15 protein-coding genes are annotated in these 15,140 nt (G+C 30.6%); 11 read left to right on the top strand and 4 right to left on the bottom strand.

Annotated features, from left to right (window positions below):
- Positions 1–447 precede the first annotated feature (447 nt).
- Positions 448–1,248, top strand: coding sequence for a hypothetical protein (locus tag BMX42_RS14240; protein ID WP_091316078.1), 801 nt, complete (start codon positions 448–450; stop codon positions 1,246–1,248).
- Positions 1,249–1,419: 171 nt separating this feature from the next.
- The gene (locus tag BMX42_RS14245; RefSeq protein WP_091316081.1) at positions 1,420–2,244 is read left to right on the top strand and encodes a hypothetical protein; all 825 of its coding nucleotides are present in this window, start codon (positions 1,420–1,422) and stop codon (positions 2,242–2,244) included.
- A gap of 153 nt (positions 2,245–2,397) precedes the next feature.
- On the opposite strand, the gene BMX42_RS14250 is transcribed toward BMX42_RS14245, so the two are convergent.
- The gene (locus BMX42_RS14250; protein WP_091316084.1) at positions 2,398–3,393 is read right to left on the bottom strand and encodes an IS110 family RNA-guided transposase; all 996 of its coding nucleotides are present in this window, start codon (positions 3,391–3,393) and stop codon (positions 2,398–2,400) included.
- A gap of 256 nt (positions 3,394–3,649) precedes the next feature.
- On the opposite strand from BMX42_RS14250, the gene BMX42_RS14255 reads away from it, so the two are divergent.
- The 4 genes from BMX42_RS14255 to BMX42_RS14275 all read left to right on the top strand — a co-directional run bounded on the left by BMX42_RS14255 (position 3,650) and on the right by BMX42_RS14275 (position 6,321).
- Complete coding sequence (locus tag BMX42_RS14255) at positions 3,650–4,312, top strand: hypothetical protein (RefSeq protein WP_091316087.1); 663 nt, start codon at positions 3,650–3,652, stop codon at positions 4,310–4,312.
- Between the two features lie 161 nt (positions 4,313–4,473).
- A complete protein-coding gene (locus BMX42_RS14260; RefSeq protein WP_091316089.1) occupies positions 4,474–5,112 on the top strand; it encodes a hypothetical protein in 639 nt (212 codons plus the stop codon).
- A 165-nt stretch (positions 5,113–5,277) separates the two neighbouring features.
- Positions 5,278–5,610, top strand: a complete 333-nt coding sequence (locus BMX42_RS14265; protein ID WP_091316091.1) for a nuclear transport factor 2 family protein — start codon at positions 5,278–5,280, stop codon at positions 5,608–5,610.
- 438 nt (positions 5,611–6,048) lie between these two features.
- On the top strand, positions 6,049–6,321 hold the full coding sequence (locus tag BMX42_RS14275; protein WP_091316094.1) for a DUF4242 domain-containing protein: 273 nt from the start codon (positions 6,049–6,051) through the stop codon (positions 6,319–6,321).
- Between the two features lie 139 nt (positions 6,322–6,460).
- Here the strand turns inward: BMX42_RS14275 and BMX42_RS14280 are convergent, their stop codons facing one another.
- Both BMX42_RS14280 and mnmD read right to left on the bottom strand, forming a co-directional pair.
- Positions 6,461–6,658, bottom strand: coding sequence for a hypothetical protein (locus BMX42_RS14280; protein WP_091316111.1), 198 nt, complete (start codon positions 6,656–6,658; stop codon positions 6,461–6,463).
- A 104-nt stretch (positions 6,659–6,762) separates the two neighbouring features.
- Positions 6,763–7,431, bottom strand: coding sequence for a tRNA (5-methylaminomethyl-2-thiouridine)(34)-methyltransferase MnmC2 (gene mnmD, locus BMX42_RS14285; RefSeq protein WP_091316097.1), 669 nt, complete (start codon positions 7,429–7,431; stop codon positions 6,763–6,765).
- 184 nt (positions 7,432–7,615) lie between these two features.
- Here mnmD and BMX42_RS14290 point away from each other — a divergent pair, with 184 nt between their 5' ends.
- Genes BMX42_RS14290 through BMX42_RS14310 form a run of 5 tightly spaced genes read left to right on the top strand, consistent with a single transcriptional unit; the run spans position 7,616 to position 13,128 of the window.
- Positions 7,616–8,959: a DEAD/DEAH box helicase gene (locus BMX42_RS14290; protein WP_091316100.1), complete on the top strand. Its 1,344-nt coding sequence runs from the start codon at positions 7,616–7,618 to the stop codon at positions 8,957–8,959.
- Between the two features lie 32 nt (positions 8,960–8,991).
- The gene (locus BMX42_RS14295) at positions 8,992–10,920 is read left to right on the top strand and encodes a BatA domain-containing protein (protein WP_091316102.1); all 1,929 of its coding nucleotides are present in this window, start codon (positions 8,992–8,994) and stop codon (positions 10,918–10,920) included.
- Positions 10,917–12,167 (top strand): dihydroorotase, encoded by a 1,251-nt coding sequence (locus tag BMX42_RS14300; protein WP_091316104.1) that lies wholly within the window; start codon positions 10,917–10,919, stop codon positions 12,165–12,167. Before BMX42_RS14295 ends, BMX42_RS14300 begins: the two co-directional genes overlap by 4 nt.
- Positions 12,167–12,478 carry a hypothetical protein gene (locus tag BMX42_RS14305; protein WP_091316106.1) on the top strand — a complete coding sequence of 104 codons (312 nt, stop codon included), beginning with the start codon at positions 12,167–12,169 and terminating at the stop codon, positions 12,476–12,478. The genes BMX42_RS14300 and BMX42_RS14305 overlap by 1 nt, the downstream gene beginning before the upstream one ends.
- 8 nt (positions 12,479–12,486) lie before the next feature.
- Positions 12,487–13,128, top strand: a complete 642-nt coding sequence (locus BMX42_RS14310) for an alpha/beta hydrolase (protein ID WP_091316114.1) — start codon at positions 12,487–12,489, stop codon at positions 13,126–13,128.
- Positions 13,129–13,193: 65 nt separating this feature from the next.
- On the opposite strand, the gene BMX42_RS14315 is transcribed toward BMX42_RS14310, so the two are convergent.
- Positions 13,194–15,140: T9SS type B sorting domain-containing protein (locus tag BMX42_RS14315; RefSeq protein ID WP_218141453.1), on the bottom strand; the 1,947-nt coding region annotated here is incomplete at its 5' end.

Consider the following 15,140-nt stretch of genomic DNA (forward strand, 5'->3'; position numbering starts at 1 on the left):
AGTTGTACGCAATTGGAAGTATGGAACTTGATAAATAGTCGAAAAATTTTGTGGAAAAGCTTGAGTTAAGAAACGGAAAAATGGATTTGTTTTTCGTCAAGCCTTGCAAAAGAAATTTGCTGAAAATGTATTTTCAAAGCGAAGTCGCTAAAAGGCTTGCCAAAGTTATAAGAAAAAAATGACAAAGTCAAATGTTTTTTATTGTAACTGTTTTAACTCTAGTGTTTAGCGAAATTTTTAAGACTGAGATTTAAAAAAACTGCGCCTATCATTACGGTCTGATAGGAGTCAATATTTTAAAATCATTTATCTAACTTTCTTAACATTCCAACTGTAACTGTTATTTCTTATCTTAGCCGACAAGAAACAACAGCGCACAACAGCGGTTAACCGCAATCCTGCCCAAAAAGGCAGCACTGCGGTTAGCCGCAAAACGTTGTATGCAATATGAAAAAAACACTATACATATTAATTCTCATTCAGATATTTTCTTGTTCGGAAATAACAAAAAAGCGTGATGCTGTAAATTCTCCAAAAGAAAATCAAAAAGTACAAAATCAGAATATGAACTCTGAAAAGGTTACAGAAATTTCTTTAAAAGAAAAGCGCTTTAACGAGTTTTTAGAATCAATAAAAACATTTAAAATTCAACCAGTTGATTCATTGGTAACTGAATATAACATCAGCCAGCTAGAAAATTATAAAATTGGAAATAACAATATACAGATTTTTAAAAAGGATAGTTTCAATATTAATTGGATTAAAATAAATTCAAACAAACTTTTAATTAAAAACCTTAAAACTATAAACAATCCAACTGACGGTGATAACGAAGAAATGTTTTGTAACAGTCTTCAAAAGGTGAAATTGTATAACTTTAATTCGAACGATGTTATTTTATTAGAGTTCACTTCTTACCCTAGCACTGGTCTTGGAAGTAGTGTAACTGATTATTTAATTTATGATGTGAAGAACAATCAATTAAATCTTTTTGAAAATTTTAGAAGAGCAGATTCTGATTTTTATAATTTCCCATTCAATAAAAAACTAAACTATATTTCATCTGATTTTACAGGTGATTATCACGGTGCAACTCCAATGCATTTTATTAGTAAAATTTATTCATTAAATGATAACGGAAAGTTTCAACTTGAAAAAGATTCAAATGGAAAAGAGTATTTTTATGAAACTGTTACTTATCCAAATGAACTAAAGAAAGAATTTGAATATAAATGGAATTGGTTTTGAAAAACATACTGCATACAACAGGCGTTTGGCAAGATTGCGAATTTTGTAGTAAATACACGTTTACATTTCGCAAGAAATTTTGTCTTTAACAGAAAATAATCAGTTCCGAAGTTCGCAACCTCGCCAAGCGCCGGAACGTTGTATGCTATTTAACCGAAAAAGATACTTAAAATGAAAATCAAATTTTTATTGCTTTTAATAATTCCATTATTTGCAAAAGGTCAATCAAAACCATTTTACAAACAGACTATTACTGCTTATGAAATAAACAAGAATGACACTATTAATAAAAAAATATTAGTAACCTATCTTGACAGTTTAAGAAAGATTATTACAACTGAAAATAATATTTCAAATTCAATATCAGGTAGTAAATCAAACAGCAACAAATCTCATTCAGTAATTGAGGTAGATACAGACAGGTTATATATATCAACGGACATTGATGAAAAAGGCGATACAATAGGTAAATTGATCTATGTTTATGATGACAAGAAGAATAGAACAGAAAATTATCAAATAAGAAATGGTGATACAATAAACGGACAAAAACGTATATATAATCAATCAGGTAAGTACACTAAGTTATTTAATAAACATAAAGATAGTCATAAATATTTTCTGAGTATGGAATGGGATTATGACTCTGAAGGAAATGAAATTGAGCAAAAAACTTATAATGAACTTGGAAAGTTAGTGGGTTATAATAAATATGAAAATGTTTATAAAAAAAATGAGCTAATAACAACTAAATTTTCATACGTAAATGAAAAGGGCTTTGTCAAAAAATATAAAGAAATTAAGAAAGATTCAATTATAACCACTTATTATTATGAAGATAGTGTAGGCTACAACTATGGTATAAAAATCAAAAACGTCGATGGTGGCGTGAGAATCGAAGAGAGAGACAAAAATGATTGTTTAAAAGAATTAAAAATTTACGATGACAAAAAGAACTTAATAATCTTAGTCAAAAATACCGAAATAAAATTATAAAAATAAACAGCATACAACAGCAGTTACACGCAATGGCGAGAAATGTGGTAAATTCACGTTTATCTTTCGCAAGAAATTTTATCTTAGTGGAAAATATGCAGTTACGATGTTCGCCACTGCGTGTAGCCGCATTCCAAGATCAAATCCAAATTTTTAAGCTAAAAATTTATTCATTTCTACATAAGGAGTTCCTCTGTTCACTGTTGCAAATACTCTTGATACTATTTTGTTTCTAATTATATTTATTACAACCATTTTTGGTTTTCCTTCTTCTACTCTTTTTTGGTAATATATTTTGAGTTCTTTATCGTGCTGAATGGCACTTATTGCTGACATCGAGAGCAAACTCTTCATCTTTCGGTCACTTATGGGATGAATTTTATTTCGTCCGTGTATGCTAGTTCCTGATTGGTAAGGATAAGGAACCAAACCACAATAGGCTGCAAATTGTCGTGAACTCTCAAAACGTGTGTAATTGTGCGTATGCAATAACATTTGAACAGCTAAAACCATTCCTACGCCTTTAACAGTTTTAGAAAGTTTATAATTGGTAATCATTGTGTTATCTTGTTTTATGAGCTCATTCATTGCTTTTTCTGTTGATACAATTTGCTTCTCTAAATAAGCTATATTCTCTTTTAAGATACCGATTGAAACATCATTTACTTGGTCTAAAACAATGTCAATCATACCTTTTAAAAGATTTTTACTTGCCGTTTGTTGTTTAACTAATTGTTCGCGCAAACTCATCATGCGTTGTAGCTCGATTAATTTCTTGGCTGGTGGAACAGATGGAATTAACTCATCTCGTCTAAGCCATGCATAATTAGCTATTTCCCAAGCATCGGCTTTGTCGCTCTTGCCTCGTTTTAAACCCATAGACCGTTTGATTTCTATAGCGTTAATACAACAATAAGCATGGTTGTTTTCATAAAGAAAATAGCTCAACATTAAACAATACCAACCAGTGTGCTCGAAGCAAAATAGACTTTGATCCAAATTGATTTTTTGTTTAATTAGCCACGTAATAATTTGTTTAAATCCTTTAGTATTATTACTAAACTGCTTATGAATATTGGTAGTTCTTACCATAACATCCAAGGTTAATTTTGATACATCAATACCAATTGTTTCTGTTACTTTTTTCATACATTTGTTTTTAAGATAAATAAATCCTTGCTGTGCTATCGCCTTTAACGGGTCTAAAAACCCAACATTCCAAGTAGTACTTGCAAGTCCGAAGAGGGAAACAGGTCTTATGCGACTTATAGGTCATTACCCTACGGAACGTTTTAGTTCACCTGTTTCCTATTCGGAAAATTAGTTATTTATTTGATAATGCAAACTAAAGGCGGAACGTTGTGCGACACTTTCGAGCCGCTGAAAACGAAAATCTATAATTAAAATGAGAAAAATATTTACCCTAATTATTTGTAGCTTAAGTTTAGTTTCTTGCGGACAAAAAAAAGAGACTGAAATAATAAAAGAGAATAATAAAAAAACTAATAGTTTTCAGGTTTTAGCAAAATTTATAGAAAATAACGACGGAGATAAAGTTCAAACAACTAAATATAAATTATTGAAAAATCTATCCGAAAATGAAATTGCAGAAACATTTGAGGTTGGATTTTATAATTACAAAGTTTACGAAAAGAATCAAGATACAGTTTTACTAACTATAGAAAATTATACTTTACAGAAAATCAAAAATTATTATATATTTCCTGATTATGACGCAAAAAAGGGAATAGAAAACGCTAAAATTGATTATGTTGATTTTAAATACTGGGAAAATTGTGAAACTGGTAATGAATGTAATTCTCTAAATTTTAGCAGAAAATCTGAAAGCGGAAAATGGTATCTAATTATGCCTTGTGGAGGAACATTTACCAATTTAACTTTGACTAAAAGTGGAGAAATTAAGCCAATCAAAACAATAAAAATAGAAAACTCAAAATGTCCGCCATATTTTGAACTAACAGAATTGAGAGACGGAAAATATTTTGCAAATATGATTTCTTGTGGTTTAGGTGGAAAAATAGAATTTAATATAAAAACAATAAAATAAATAAAAAAGCGATCGCACAACAGGCGTTTGGCGAGATTGCGAATTTTGTAGTGAATTCACGTTTACGTTTCGCAAGAAATTTTATCTTTGATAGAAAATAATCAGTTCCGAAGTTCGCAACTGCGCAAAGCGCCGGAACGTTATGCACAATTATAAAACCTATGAGAAAATATTTAACTCTTTGTATTCTTTTAATATTCTATTATTCAAATGGACAAAATAGTTTTGAAGGAATAATAAAATTTAAAACCGAAATATCAACAACAGATTTAAGCCCAAAAGACTTTAAACAAAAACTTCTAACTAAGTATGGCGATAGTTCATATATGTACTATTCAAAAAATGGTGACTTTAAAAGAAAAAATATAAATTCTGGTAAATTGGGAGTTGATGCACAATTTTATAATGCAAAAAAAGGAGTAATTTATTACATAAAAAATGATACTGACAAAATTGATAGTACTAATGTAAAATTAAATTCAATAGAAGTAATAATCAGTAAAGATAAAATAGCAAATGAAAAAATAATCGGTCTTGATTGTGAATGTATGAGATATACTGGAATAACAAAACATAATGAAACTGTGACTATAACTTATTGTTACAGTTTATTAACGCCAAAAATTGATTACAAACTTTTTCAAAAGCATAATGATTTCTTTTTAAATGAATATTATCAATTATCTGAGAGACCATATTTAAAATTTTCTCTTGAAACACCAAGATTTACATTAAAATATACAGCTACTAATATAGAAGAAGTTGAAATTGAAAATAAAGTGTTTCAAGTAAAAAAATAACTGTACTTAACAGCAGTTTCTCGTAATAGCTAAATCAGTGTCTGCCGGAATCCTAACGGATTCCTAAAAAAGCCTTTTTTACTTGGAATAATTAATCATAAATTTATGGCTACACGAAACGTTAGCTGCAATGGTTTAGAATGTTACAATAAAACATCATAATTAATGGACATAAGAGCATTTTTATTAGATTGGCTGGAAATTAGTAATAGCTACAACACAGAAAAATATTTGGAAAAATATCTTGAAGACGCAATTCTTAATGATCCTTCTGTAGGTAAAAAATTTATTGGTCATAAAGGAATTCGAGAATATTATACTAGTTATTTTATTGGTTATAAAACTCAGACAAGACTTTTAAAATTAGATATTCAAGATAATAATGCTCAAATGGAAGTCGAATTTACTGGCGAATTTCCAGAAAGAAAAATTGAAGGAATATTTGATTTCACTTTTAAAAATCAAAAAATAGAAACTGTCGAAGCAGATTTAAAATAATATGAGCAAAAATAACTTTGACGATATCATTAGTCGTTCCCTTATAATAAGAAAAAATACCACGAATTTGAAATCCAACATCACAAAAGTGAATGGACAGTTGAAGAAGACGTCATAGCATTTTTAACTGATGCGGGTTTAGTAGGCAGAAACATAATGTCAAAGCAACAGTACTTAAAAATATTAAACACAAAACTCTAAGCGATTAAGAAATTAGTCGCTTTTTTTATGAATTCATTTATTATTCAATCAATAAAAAACAAAATAAGAAGACTTTAGATAGTTTGCCTAAAAATTAGTAAATTTGAAGTTACTTTTCTATACATCAAATACTTAACCTAAAAATTATTGATTATTTAAAAGTGGAAACTCGTAACCACTAAAAAAAACAGGGCAAACCTAAATGCCAAAAGATAGGTTAATTAAAATTTTCATATTATGCCTAAATATGTAATAGAAAGAGAAATTCCTGAAGCAGGAAAATTAACTCCAGAGCAATTGAAAGCAATTTCACAAACTTCTTGTGGAGTATTAAGTAAAATGGGCTCTGAAATTCAATGGGTTCATAGTTATGTAACAGAAGATAAAATTTATTGTATTTACAACGCACCTAACAAAGAAATGGTTTTGGAACATGCCAAACAAGGCGGATTTCCAGCAAATTCAGTAAGTGAAGTCGCAAACATAATTGACCCAGTTACTGCTGAATAATTAAAAAATAAAAAACACTAGAAGCGACTGAGGAATTAGTCGCTTTTTTTATGGGTTGGAATTTTTATACATTTACAAACACTTACATTTTTGCACATAAAAAAATCCCGCTTTAATTAATCAAAACGGGATTTTTCTCTTAGTTTTCTATGTAAACTATGCAATGCCTTAATTCTGGTTTTTCTTCTGTGAAACTAAGCAACCATTCTCTTAGTTCATCTAGTTCAAAAGGTAATAAAACCCTTGTAGCTTTTTCAAGCTCTTTGCAAAAAAGTACTACATCAAAACTTACACGTTCTAAAATAGATTTGGTATATACTAAAATTTGTCTTCCCATTATTTTATTTTTTTTTAAGTTGAACAACAGTTAACTCATTATTGTAAATTTACTAAATATAACGATACAAACAATATTTTTATTTTATTATTTTAGTTAAAGTTTTACCAATTTTTCAAAGCTCTTAACATTTCTCTTTTCCCTGGTGCTCCGGGTAATTTTAAAGTCTGAAATCCAGCTTGTTGCATCGCCTTTTTTATAGAAGTTCTACAAGCATAAGTGGTTAATACGCCTCTATTTTTTAACGATTTATACATGATTTCGAAAATAGCTTCGTTCCATAATTCCGGTTGAACGGTAAATCCGAACGCATCAAAATAAATTAAATCGAAGATATTTTCATCGGTAATATCTACAAATGATTGTTTTCTTTTAGTCAAAATAAAATTTGAATTAATAACAATTTCTTCCTCCCAATTTACAGCGTGCATTTTTTCAAAATCGACTTGCTTTTCAGGTGATTCTAATTGCTCCACATAATTCAACTGCGAAATTTCTTCCAAGGCAATTGGGTAAGCTTCTACTCCAACATAATTGACTTTTAAATTACGTTTTTCAGCTTCTAACATCGTAATTAGAGCATTCAAACCCGTTCCAAAACCTATTTCCAAAATAGATATTTCGGAACCATTCTCAAATAAATCTAATCCATTTTTTATAAAAACGTGTTTCGCTTCCTGAATCGCACCAAATTTAGAATGATAGGTTTCATCTAATTCTGGAATATATATAGACGACGAGCCGTCTTGCGTGATGATTATTTCGTGTTTCATTTTTATGAAGAGCCAAGTAAAAAGTAAAAAGGCAAAAGTACGTTTTCGAAAATAAAATTCAACTAAAATTGTACTAACAAATTTCAACTTGAAACCTGAAACCTGAAACTACAAAACCAACTAACCATCTAAAAGATTGCTTCACAAGGTCTCAATGACTATCTTTGCATAAATTTTTACACAAATGGTTACATTCGAACAACTTAATCTTCCAATTTCGCTAAAAAAAGCTATAGACGATTTAGGTTTCACTACTCCAACTCCAATTCAAGCAAAAGCTTTCCCAATCGTCATGTCTGGTAGAGATGTTATGGGAATTGCTCAAACAGGAACGGGTAAAACGTTTGCCTATTTGCTACCGATTTTAAAACAATGGAAATTTGTACATACTGATATTCCAAGAGTGCTAATTTTAGTGCCAACTCGTGAATTAGTAGTTCAAGTACATGAAGAAATTGAAAAACTAACCAAATATATGAGCGTTCGTTCACTTGCTGTATATGGTGGTGTGAATATAAATACGCAAAAAAAAGACATTTATTCTGGTATTGATATCGTGGTGGGAACACCTGGTAGAATCATGGATTTGGCTTTGGATAATGTATTGAGATTTGACGATTTACAGAAATTAGTGATTGATGAATTTGATGAAATCTTAAATTTAGGATTTAGAGTTCAGTTGACTTCTATTTTATCGATGATGCGTTCGAAAAGACAAAATATCTTGTTTTCGGCAACCATGACGGAAGAAGTAGATGATTTATTAGATGAATTTTTCGAATTTCCTGAAGAAGTTTCTTTAGCGCCTAGTGGAACTCCGTTAGAGCAAATCGAACAACGTGCTTATGTCGTACCAAACTTTTTAACGAAAGTCAATTTACTAAAACATTTATTAGCAGACGAATCATATAGCAGAATTTTATTGTTTGTAAACAGTAAAAGAATGGCCGATTTCTTATTGGAACATTTAGAAGAAGATTTCCCTGGTCAGTTTGGAACGGTGCACTCGAATAAAACACAGAATTACCGTTTGAACATGATGGAAAATTTTCAAAATGGTGAAATTAGAGGTTTAGTGACTACTGATATTATGGCGCGCGGATTGGATATTACCGATATTACACACGTAATTAACATGCAGTTTCCGGAAATTCCAGAACAATATATGCACAGAATTGGTCGTACTGGTCGTGCCGATAAAGATGGTATTGCTATCAGTTTTATTGGTCCGAAAGAAGACGAATTCCAATTGGAAGTGGAAATGTTAATGCAAACGGAAATTAAAATTCACGAAATTCCAGCTGGTGTAAAAATTGAACAACAACGATTAGAATTCGAAAAAGATCAGAAGAAAGTCAAAACACTTTTGAAACGTGTTAAAAAAACTGGTGGAGATGCTTTTGAGAAAAAATCAGAGAAAAATAGTAAAGTAAATTTAGGTGGTCCAGGAAAAAGAACACCAAGAAAAACCGCTTCTAGAAATAGAGGAATTGAAAGAAAACGTGACGAAAAGAAAAAGAAAAAGTAATTTTTAGTATTTTTGAAAAACCTTTTTAAGTAATGCAATTTAATAACCCAGAAATTCTATATTTTTTATTTCTATTGATTATACCAATTTTGGTACACCTTTTTCAATTGAGACGATTTAAAAAACAAGAATTCACCAATGTTAAATTGCTGAAAGAACTCGAAATTCAAACCCGAAAAAGCTCTACAATTAAGAAATGGCTATTACTAGCAACTCGTTTATTATTATTAGCTGCCTTAATTTTTGCTTTCGCACAACCTTTTTTCAAAGCTAAAGATTTCGATAAAAAGAATAATGAATTGATTTTAGTTGTCGATAATTCCTTTTCAATGCAAGCCAAAGGAAATAGCGGCGAATTATTAAAAAGAACGATTCAAGATTTATTAGAAAACACGCCGGAAGACCAACAATTATCAGTTCTTACGAATGACGAAAATTTTTACGATACGAATATCAGAAACATTCAAAAAGAGTTACAAAATTTAAACTACTCTTCTACTCCATTTAATCCGGCGGCGATTATCACTCGAATTGAAGCAAAAAAACCAGGAGTTCCGAAAGATATTTTATTTATTTCTGACGCAGTTGGTTTAAAAGACGAATTGAAAACGAATTTAAGCGAAGCTTCTTCATTATATTATCAAACAGTTGAAGCCAACGAAACCAACAATATTGCGATTGAAAACGTACAAATTAGTCAAGTTTTAGATCAGTTTTACGAATTAAAAATCAGTATTAAATCGTATGGAGATTTTGAAGCTGATGTGCCAATTTCTATGTATAATGGTAAAAAATTAGTTGGAAAGGCGTTAATTTCTAAAGAAAAACCTCAAAAAGAGATTTTATTCACCATTCCGAAAACCGATTTTCACGGCTATGTTTCGATTCAAGATAATAGCTTGAGTTACGACAATACGTTTTATTTCAGTATTTCGAAACCACAAAAATCGAATGTAATTGCGGTTGGAAACATCGAAAAAAACAAATTTTTATCTCGAATTTATAATACTGAAGAATTCAATTATACTTCTACAGAATTAAATACGTTAAACTATAACGCCATTGAAAATGCAGATGCGATAATTTTAAACGAATTGCCAAACATTCCAAATGCTTTATCGGTCACTCTGAAAAATTATTACAGCAAAGGCGGAAACATTATTTTCATTCCGGATGTGAATAGTTCAGTGGAGAGTTATAATTCATTTTTGAAAAATTTTGGCAACAATTCTTTGTCAGAAAAAGCTATCAAAGAGAAACAAATTACTCAGATTAGTTTCAATCATCCGATATATACTAACGTTTTTGAGAAGAAAGTCAGTAATTTTCAATATCCAAAAACGAATGCAACTTTCACAATAAATGGAAGTAATTTACCGATTTTACAATACGAAGATAAAAGTGTTTTCTTAGGAAATATCACAAATAAACTTGGGAATTTATTTTTCTTTTCGACATCGATAAACAAGGAAAATTCGAACTTTCAAAACTCGCCATTAATTGTTCCAACGTTTTATAATATGGGCCAAAACAATAATAAAACTGGATTGAATGCCTTTACAATTGGTAACAACAACTATACAATTATTAACGAAACCATCGCAAAAGATAATGTTTTAAGTGTGACAAATACCGAAAACAGTTTTATTCCGATGCAACAAATTTTGAACAATAAAATCAAACTAACTTTCGGAAATTATCCAGAAAATTCAGGTAATTACGAAGTTTTAAAAGATAAAGAATCGCTAAAAAATATCAGTTTCAATTATCCAAGAAACGAAAGCGATTTATCGCAAATTAACGCCGATTATTTTGATTCTTGTACCAAAGTTAATTCGGTTTCCACCTTTTATTCTGACATTCATTCTTCGAGAACGAGCAATGAAGTTTGGAAATATTTTATCATAGCAACGCTATTATTTTTACTACTTGAACTACTAATCCAAAAATTTGTAAAATGAACCTTTTACTAAAAAACGCAACGATACTTGAAAACCAAAATCCATTTCATAAACAACAAGTTGATATTGAAATTACGGACGGAATTATTTCTAAAATTGGAAAAAATCTAGCTGTAAAAGATGGTTTTGAAGTCATTGAAAAAGACAATTTACACGTTTCACAAGGTTGGTTGGATACTTCAGTAGTTTTTGGCGAACCAGGTTTTGAAACCACAGAAACTATCGAAAACGGACTAAAAGTAGCTGCAAAAAGTGGTTTTACTTCAGTTTTTTTACATTCAAATACGAATCCAGCTATTGATAATCAAGCGATAATTCAATTTATAAAAAGTAAAGCGCAAAATAGCGCTTCCAACTTGCACATTGTAGGTTGCTTGACAAAGAACAGCGAAGGAACCGATTTAGCAGAACTTTTCGATATGAAAAATGCTGGAGTTGTGGCTTTTGGAGATTATAAAAAATCAATGACAAATGCGAATTTGCTAAAAATTGCTTTTCAATATGTAGATAATTTTGATGGGATTTTATTCGTACAACCTATGAATAAAGACATCAAAGGAAAAGGATTTGTAAATGAAGGCGAAGTTTCTACGAAATTAGGATTGAAAGGAATTCCAGCTATGGCGGAAGAAATTGAAATAGAAAGAAACATCGCGTTATTAGAATACACCAACGGAAAATTACATATTCCAACCATAACAACAAAAAACTCTGTAGATTTAATAGCGAAAGCACAAGCAAAAGGTTTACAAATTACCTGTGGAGTTTCAGTAAATAATTTGGTTTTAACGGATGAAGAATTAGTGGATTTCAATTCGAATACGAAAATTTATCCACCACTTCGTACAGAAACAGATAGGAAAGCCTTAATTGAAGGTGTTTTAAATAATGTAATTTCTGTCATTACATCTGACCATTGTCCGGTCAACATCGAACAAAAACAATTAGAATATGATTTAGCCGATTATGGTTCCATTGGTTTAGAAAGTGTTTTTGGTGCTTTACAGACAGTTTTACCAACGGAAGTGATTGTGGAAAAATTCACATCGAAAAAATCGTATTTCAATATAGAAAACCCAACAATTTCAGAAGGAAACAAAGCAGAACTAACACTTTTTAATCCGAATGAAGAATGGATATTCGGTAAAGAAAACATACTTTCTTTTTCTAAAAATTCGATTATGATTGGTAAGAAAATGAAAGGAAAAGTGTACGGAATAATTACAAACAATAAAATTGAAATCTAATGGAAGAACATAAAGTTAATGCGATGATTAGTCATTTTACACTCATCGGAACAATTGTAGCACTAATGATGAATGCTGAAAAAAAGAACGAATTTGTTAGTTTTTATACGCGTCAAACTCTAGGTTTATTTTTGTGTTTTCACTTGGGTGCATATTTTGTTGGAAATTTCGATAGCTGGATTGCCTCTTCAGCTTATTGGATATTTTTCGCCATACTTTGGCTAATCAGTTTTGCTGGTTTAATGAATAATGAAATGAAATTGGTTCCTATTTTAGGAGAACAATTTCAAAAATGGTTTAAAGGTTTATAATGAATACTATGAGTTTAGAATATTTGGTGAAAGCACCGAAAGAAATAAAAGAAAAAAACGGAGCCTTAATTTTACTACACGGTTATGGAAGTAACGAAGAAGATTTATTTTCTTTTGCACCACAATTACCAGAAGATGTATATGTAATTTCTGTTCGTGCACCATACGATTTGCAACCTTATGGATATGCTTGGTATGAAATTACGTTTGATGCCGATGAAAATAAGTTTTCAAACAACGAACAAGCTAAAGAATCTTTACAAGTGATTTCAAATTTTATTGATGAAATTTCAGAAAAATTACCTTTAGACAAATCGAATATTTCATTAATTGGATTCAGTCAAGGTGCGATTTTAAGTTACGGAATGGCTTTTACTTATCCTGAAAAAATTAATAAAGTTGTAGCATTAAGCGGTTATTTGAATGAACAAATTTTACCAGCTAGTTATGATGTAAACCAAATAAATCATATTGATTTTTTTGTTTCTCATGGTTCACAAGATCAAGTTATTCCTGTGGAATGGGCAAGAAAATCGCAACCGTATTTAGAGAAATTAGGTTTAAAAGTTGAATATAAAGAATATCCTGTTGGACATGGTGTAGCACCACAAAACTTTTGGGATTTTAAAAATTGGTTAGAAAAGATTTAATTTTTTTTTGAATATAAAAAAATGGCTCCGAAATTCGGAGCCATTTTTGTTTTTATAAATTGCACTTATCGTTTTAAAGAGAAGTGAGATTTGAATTGTTTTTGTTGATTGTTTTCTGTAAAATCAAGGGTAAACCAATAATCTGTTGAAGGCAATTGCGCTCCATTATAAGTTCCATCCCAACCTTTACTTTCACCAGTTGCACTTAATTGTTTAATCAATTTTCCATATCTATCAAAGATATATAGTTTTGCATCTGTTTGATCTAATCCAATAATATTCCAAGTATCGTGAATACCATCTCCGTTTGGAGTGAAATACTTAGGATAATCAATTACGATTACTTCAATTGATAAATTTGTACAACCTTCTAAATCTGTAACTAAAACAGTATGTACTCCTGGTTCAACTCCTGTAAACACATTAGATTCTTGCCAAGCACCATCATCTAAAGCATAAACTAAATTACCAGTTCCGATAGGATTTACAGTTACTGTAATTGTTGGATTATCTGTAAATGCTTCTGATACTGTAGCAGTAAATGCCGTTGCTGGGAATACTTCAATTACCTCTGCTGAAGCATCACTTGAACAATTTGTAATAGAATTTGTTACAATTACTTGGTAGTTCCCTGCTTGCATAGCAATGTATGTAGAAGCGCTTGCACCTGCTATTGGTTCGTAAGTATTTGTAACCGTATTCAAGAAGAACCAATCGTAAGTGTAATTAGGATTAGATAATTGTGTATCTAATAAATAACCTTGATAAGTTAATCCTGTATTAGCATTCACACAAATATGTCCGTCAGTTAATACTGGTTTTGGTAAAGGATTTACTAAAACTGTAATATCTGTATAACCTCCATTACATTCTCCTAAAACAGAAGTTATTCTATAGGTTACAAAACCTTGAACATTTGAATTGTTAATCAACACATCATTTATACTAATCGGAGCTAATCCGCTTCCTGTTTGTGTAAATCCTGTTACATTAGCTGAAGCAATTACATCCCATTCCAATTGTGTTCCTGTAATATGTAAATTTTCAGACACAACTATATTGGTTATTTCTCCACTACAAATATCTGGGTGAGGCAATCCAATTGGGTTTCCTGGAATAGGATTCACATAAATCATATCAGATAAAAACACAGGTCCTGGGCAACCATTTCTGAATGGTATTACTTGAAATTGAATAGTTCCACCAGCAGTTGGATTTGTTGTAGCTAATTGTAAATTTAATGAACCTGTTGTAGTTCCATTATTAGCTCCACCAACTATTGTTACATTACTAGTAATTGCTGTCCAATTATAAGTTGTGTTGTTTAATGTTCCAGTAATTTGCATATGTAATGTTTCACCAGAACAAAGTTGATCATCTACTATTGAAATTGATTGAACTTTTGGATTTGGATTAACCAATATGGTAACATAAATTGGATCTCCTACACAACCAAAAGAATTATTAGGTAAAATTACCATTGAAATTGCTCCACTAGTTGAATTTGGATTTATTAACTGAACCAATTGAGTATTAATATCATTCTGATCTCCATTAGTACTAAATAATCCCGTATTGATATCTGTTAAAGAAGCTGTCCAAGTAAATGTTGATCCTGGAGGTGTAATAAAGTTTAATGTACTTCCATCACAGATTGGGTTTGTAGGTGTATAATTTAAGACCGGTTTTGGAAACTGACATTGAACTGTAAAACTAGCTGATGTTGAACTACATGTTGCAGCATTTGTTGCTGTAATCATATAAGAATTTCCACAGGTAAATCCTGTAACAACTCCTCCTGCACCAACTGATAATCCTACGGGTGTAGAAGTATATGTTAAAGCTGCTGAATAATTTGAAACTGTAGCTGTTCCGTTTGCTGAACATGTAGCTGCTCCTGTAGCAATTGTTGGAACGGCTGGTGCTGCTAACTGACATTGAACTGTAAAACTAGCTGATGTTGAACTACATGTTGCAGCATTTGTTGCTGTAATCATATAAGAATTTCCACA

It is taken from the genome of Flavobacterium terrigena (genome assembly GCF_900108955.1).
Lineage (GTDB): Bacteria > Bacteroidota > Bacteroidia > Flavobacteriales > Flavobacteriaceae > Flavobacterium > Flavobacterium terrigena.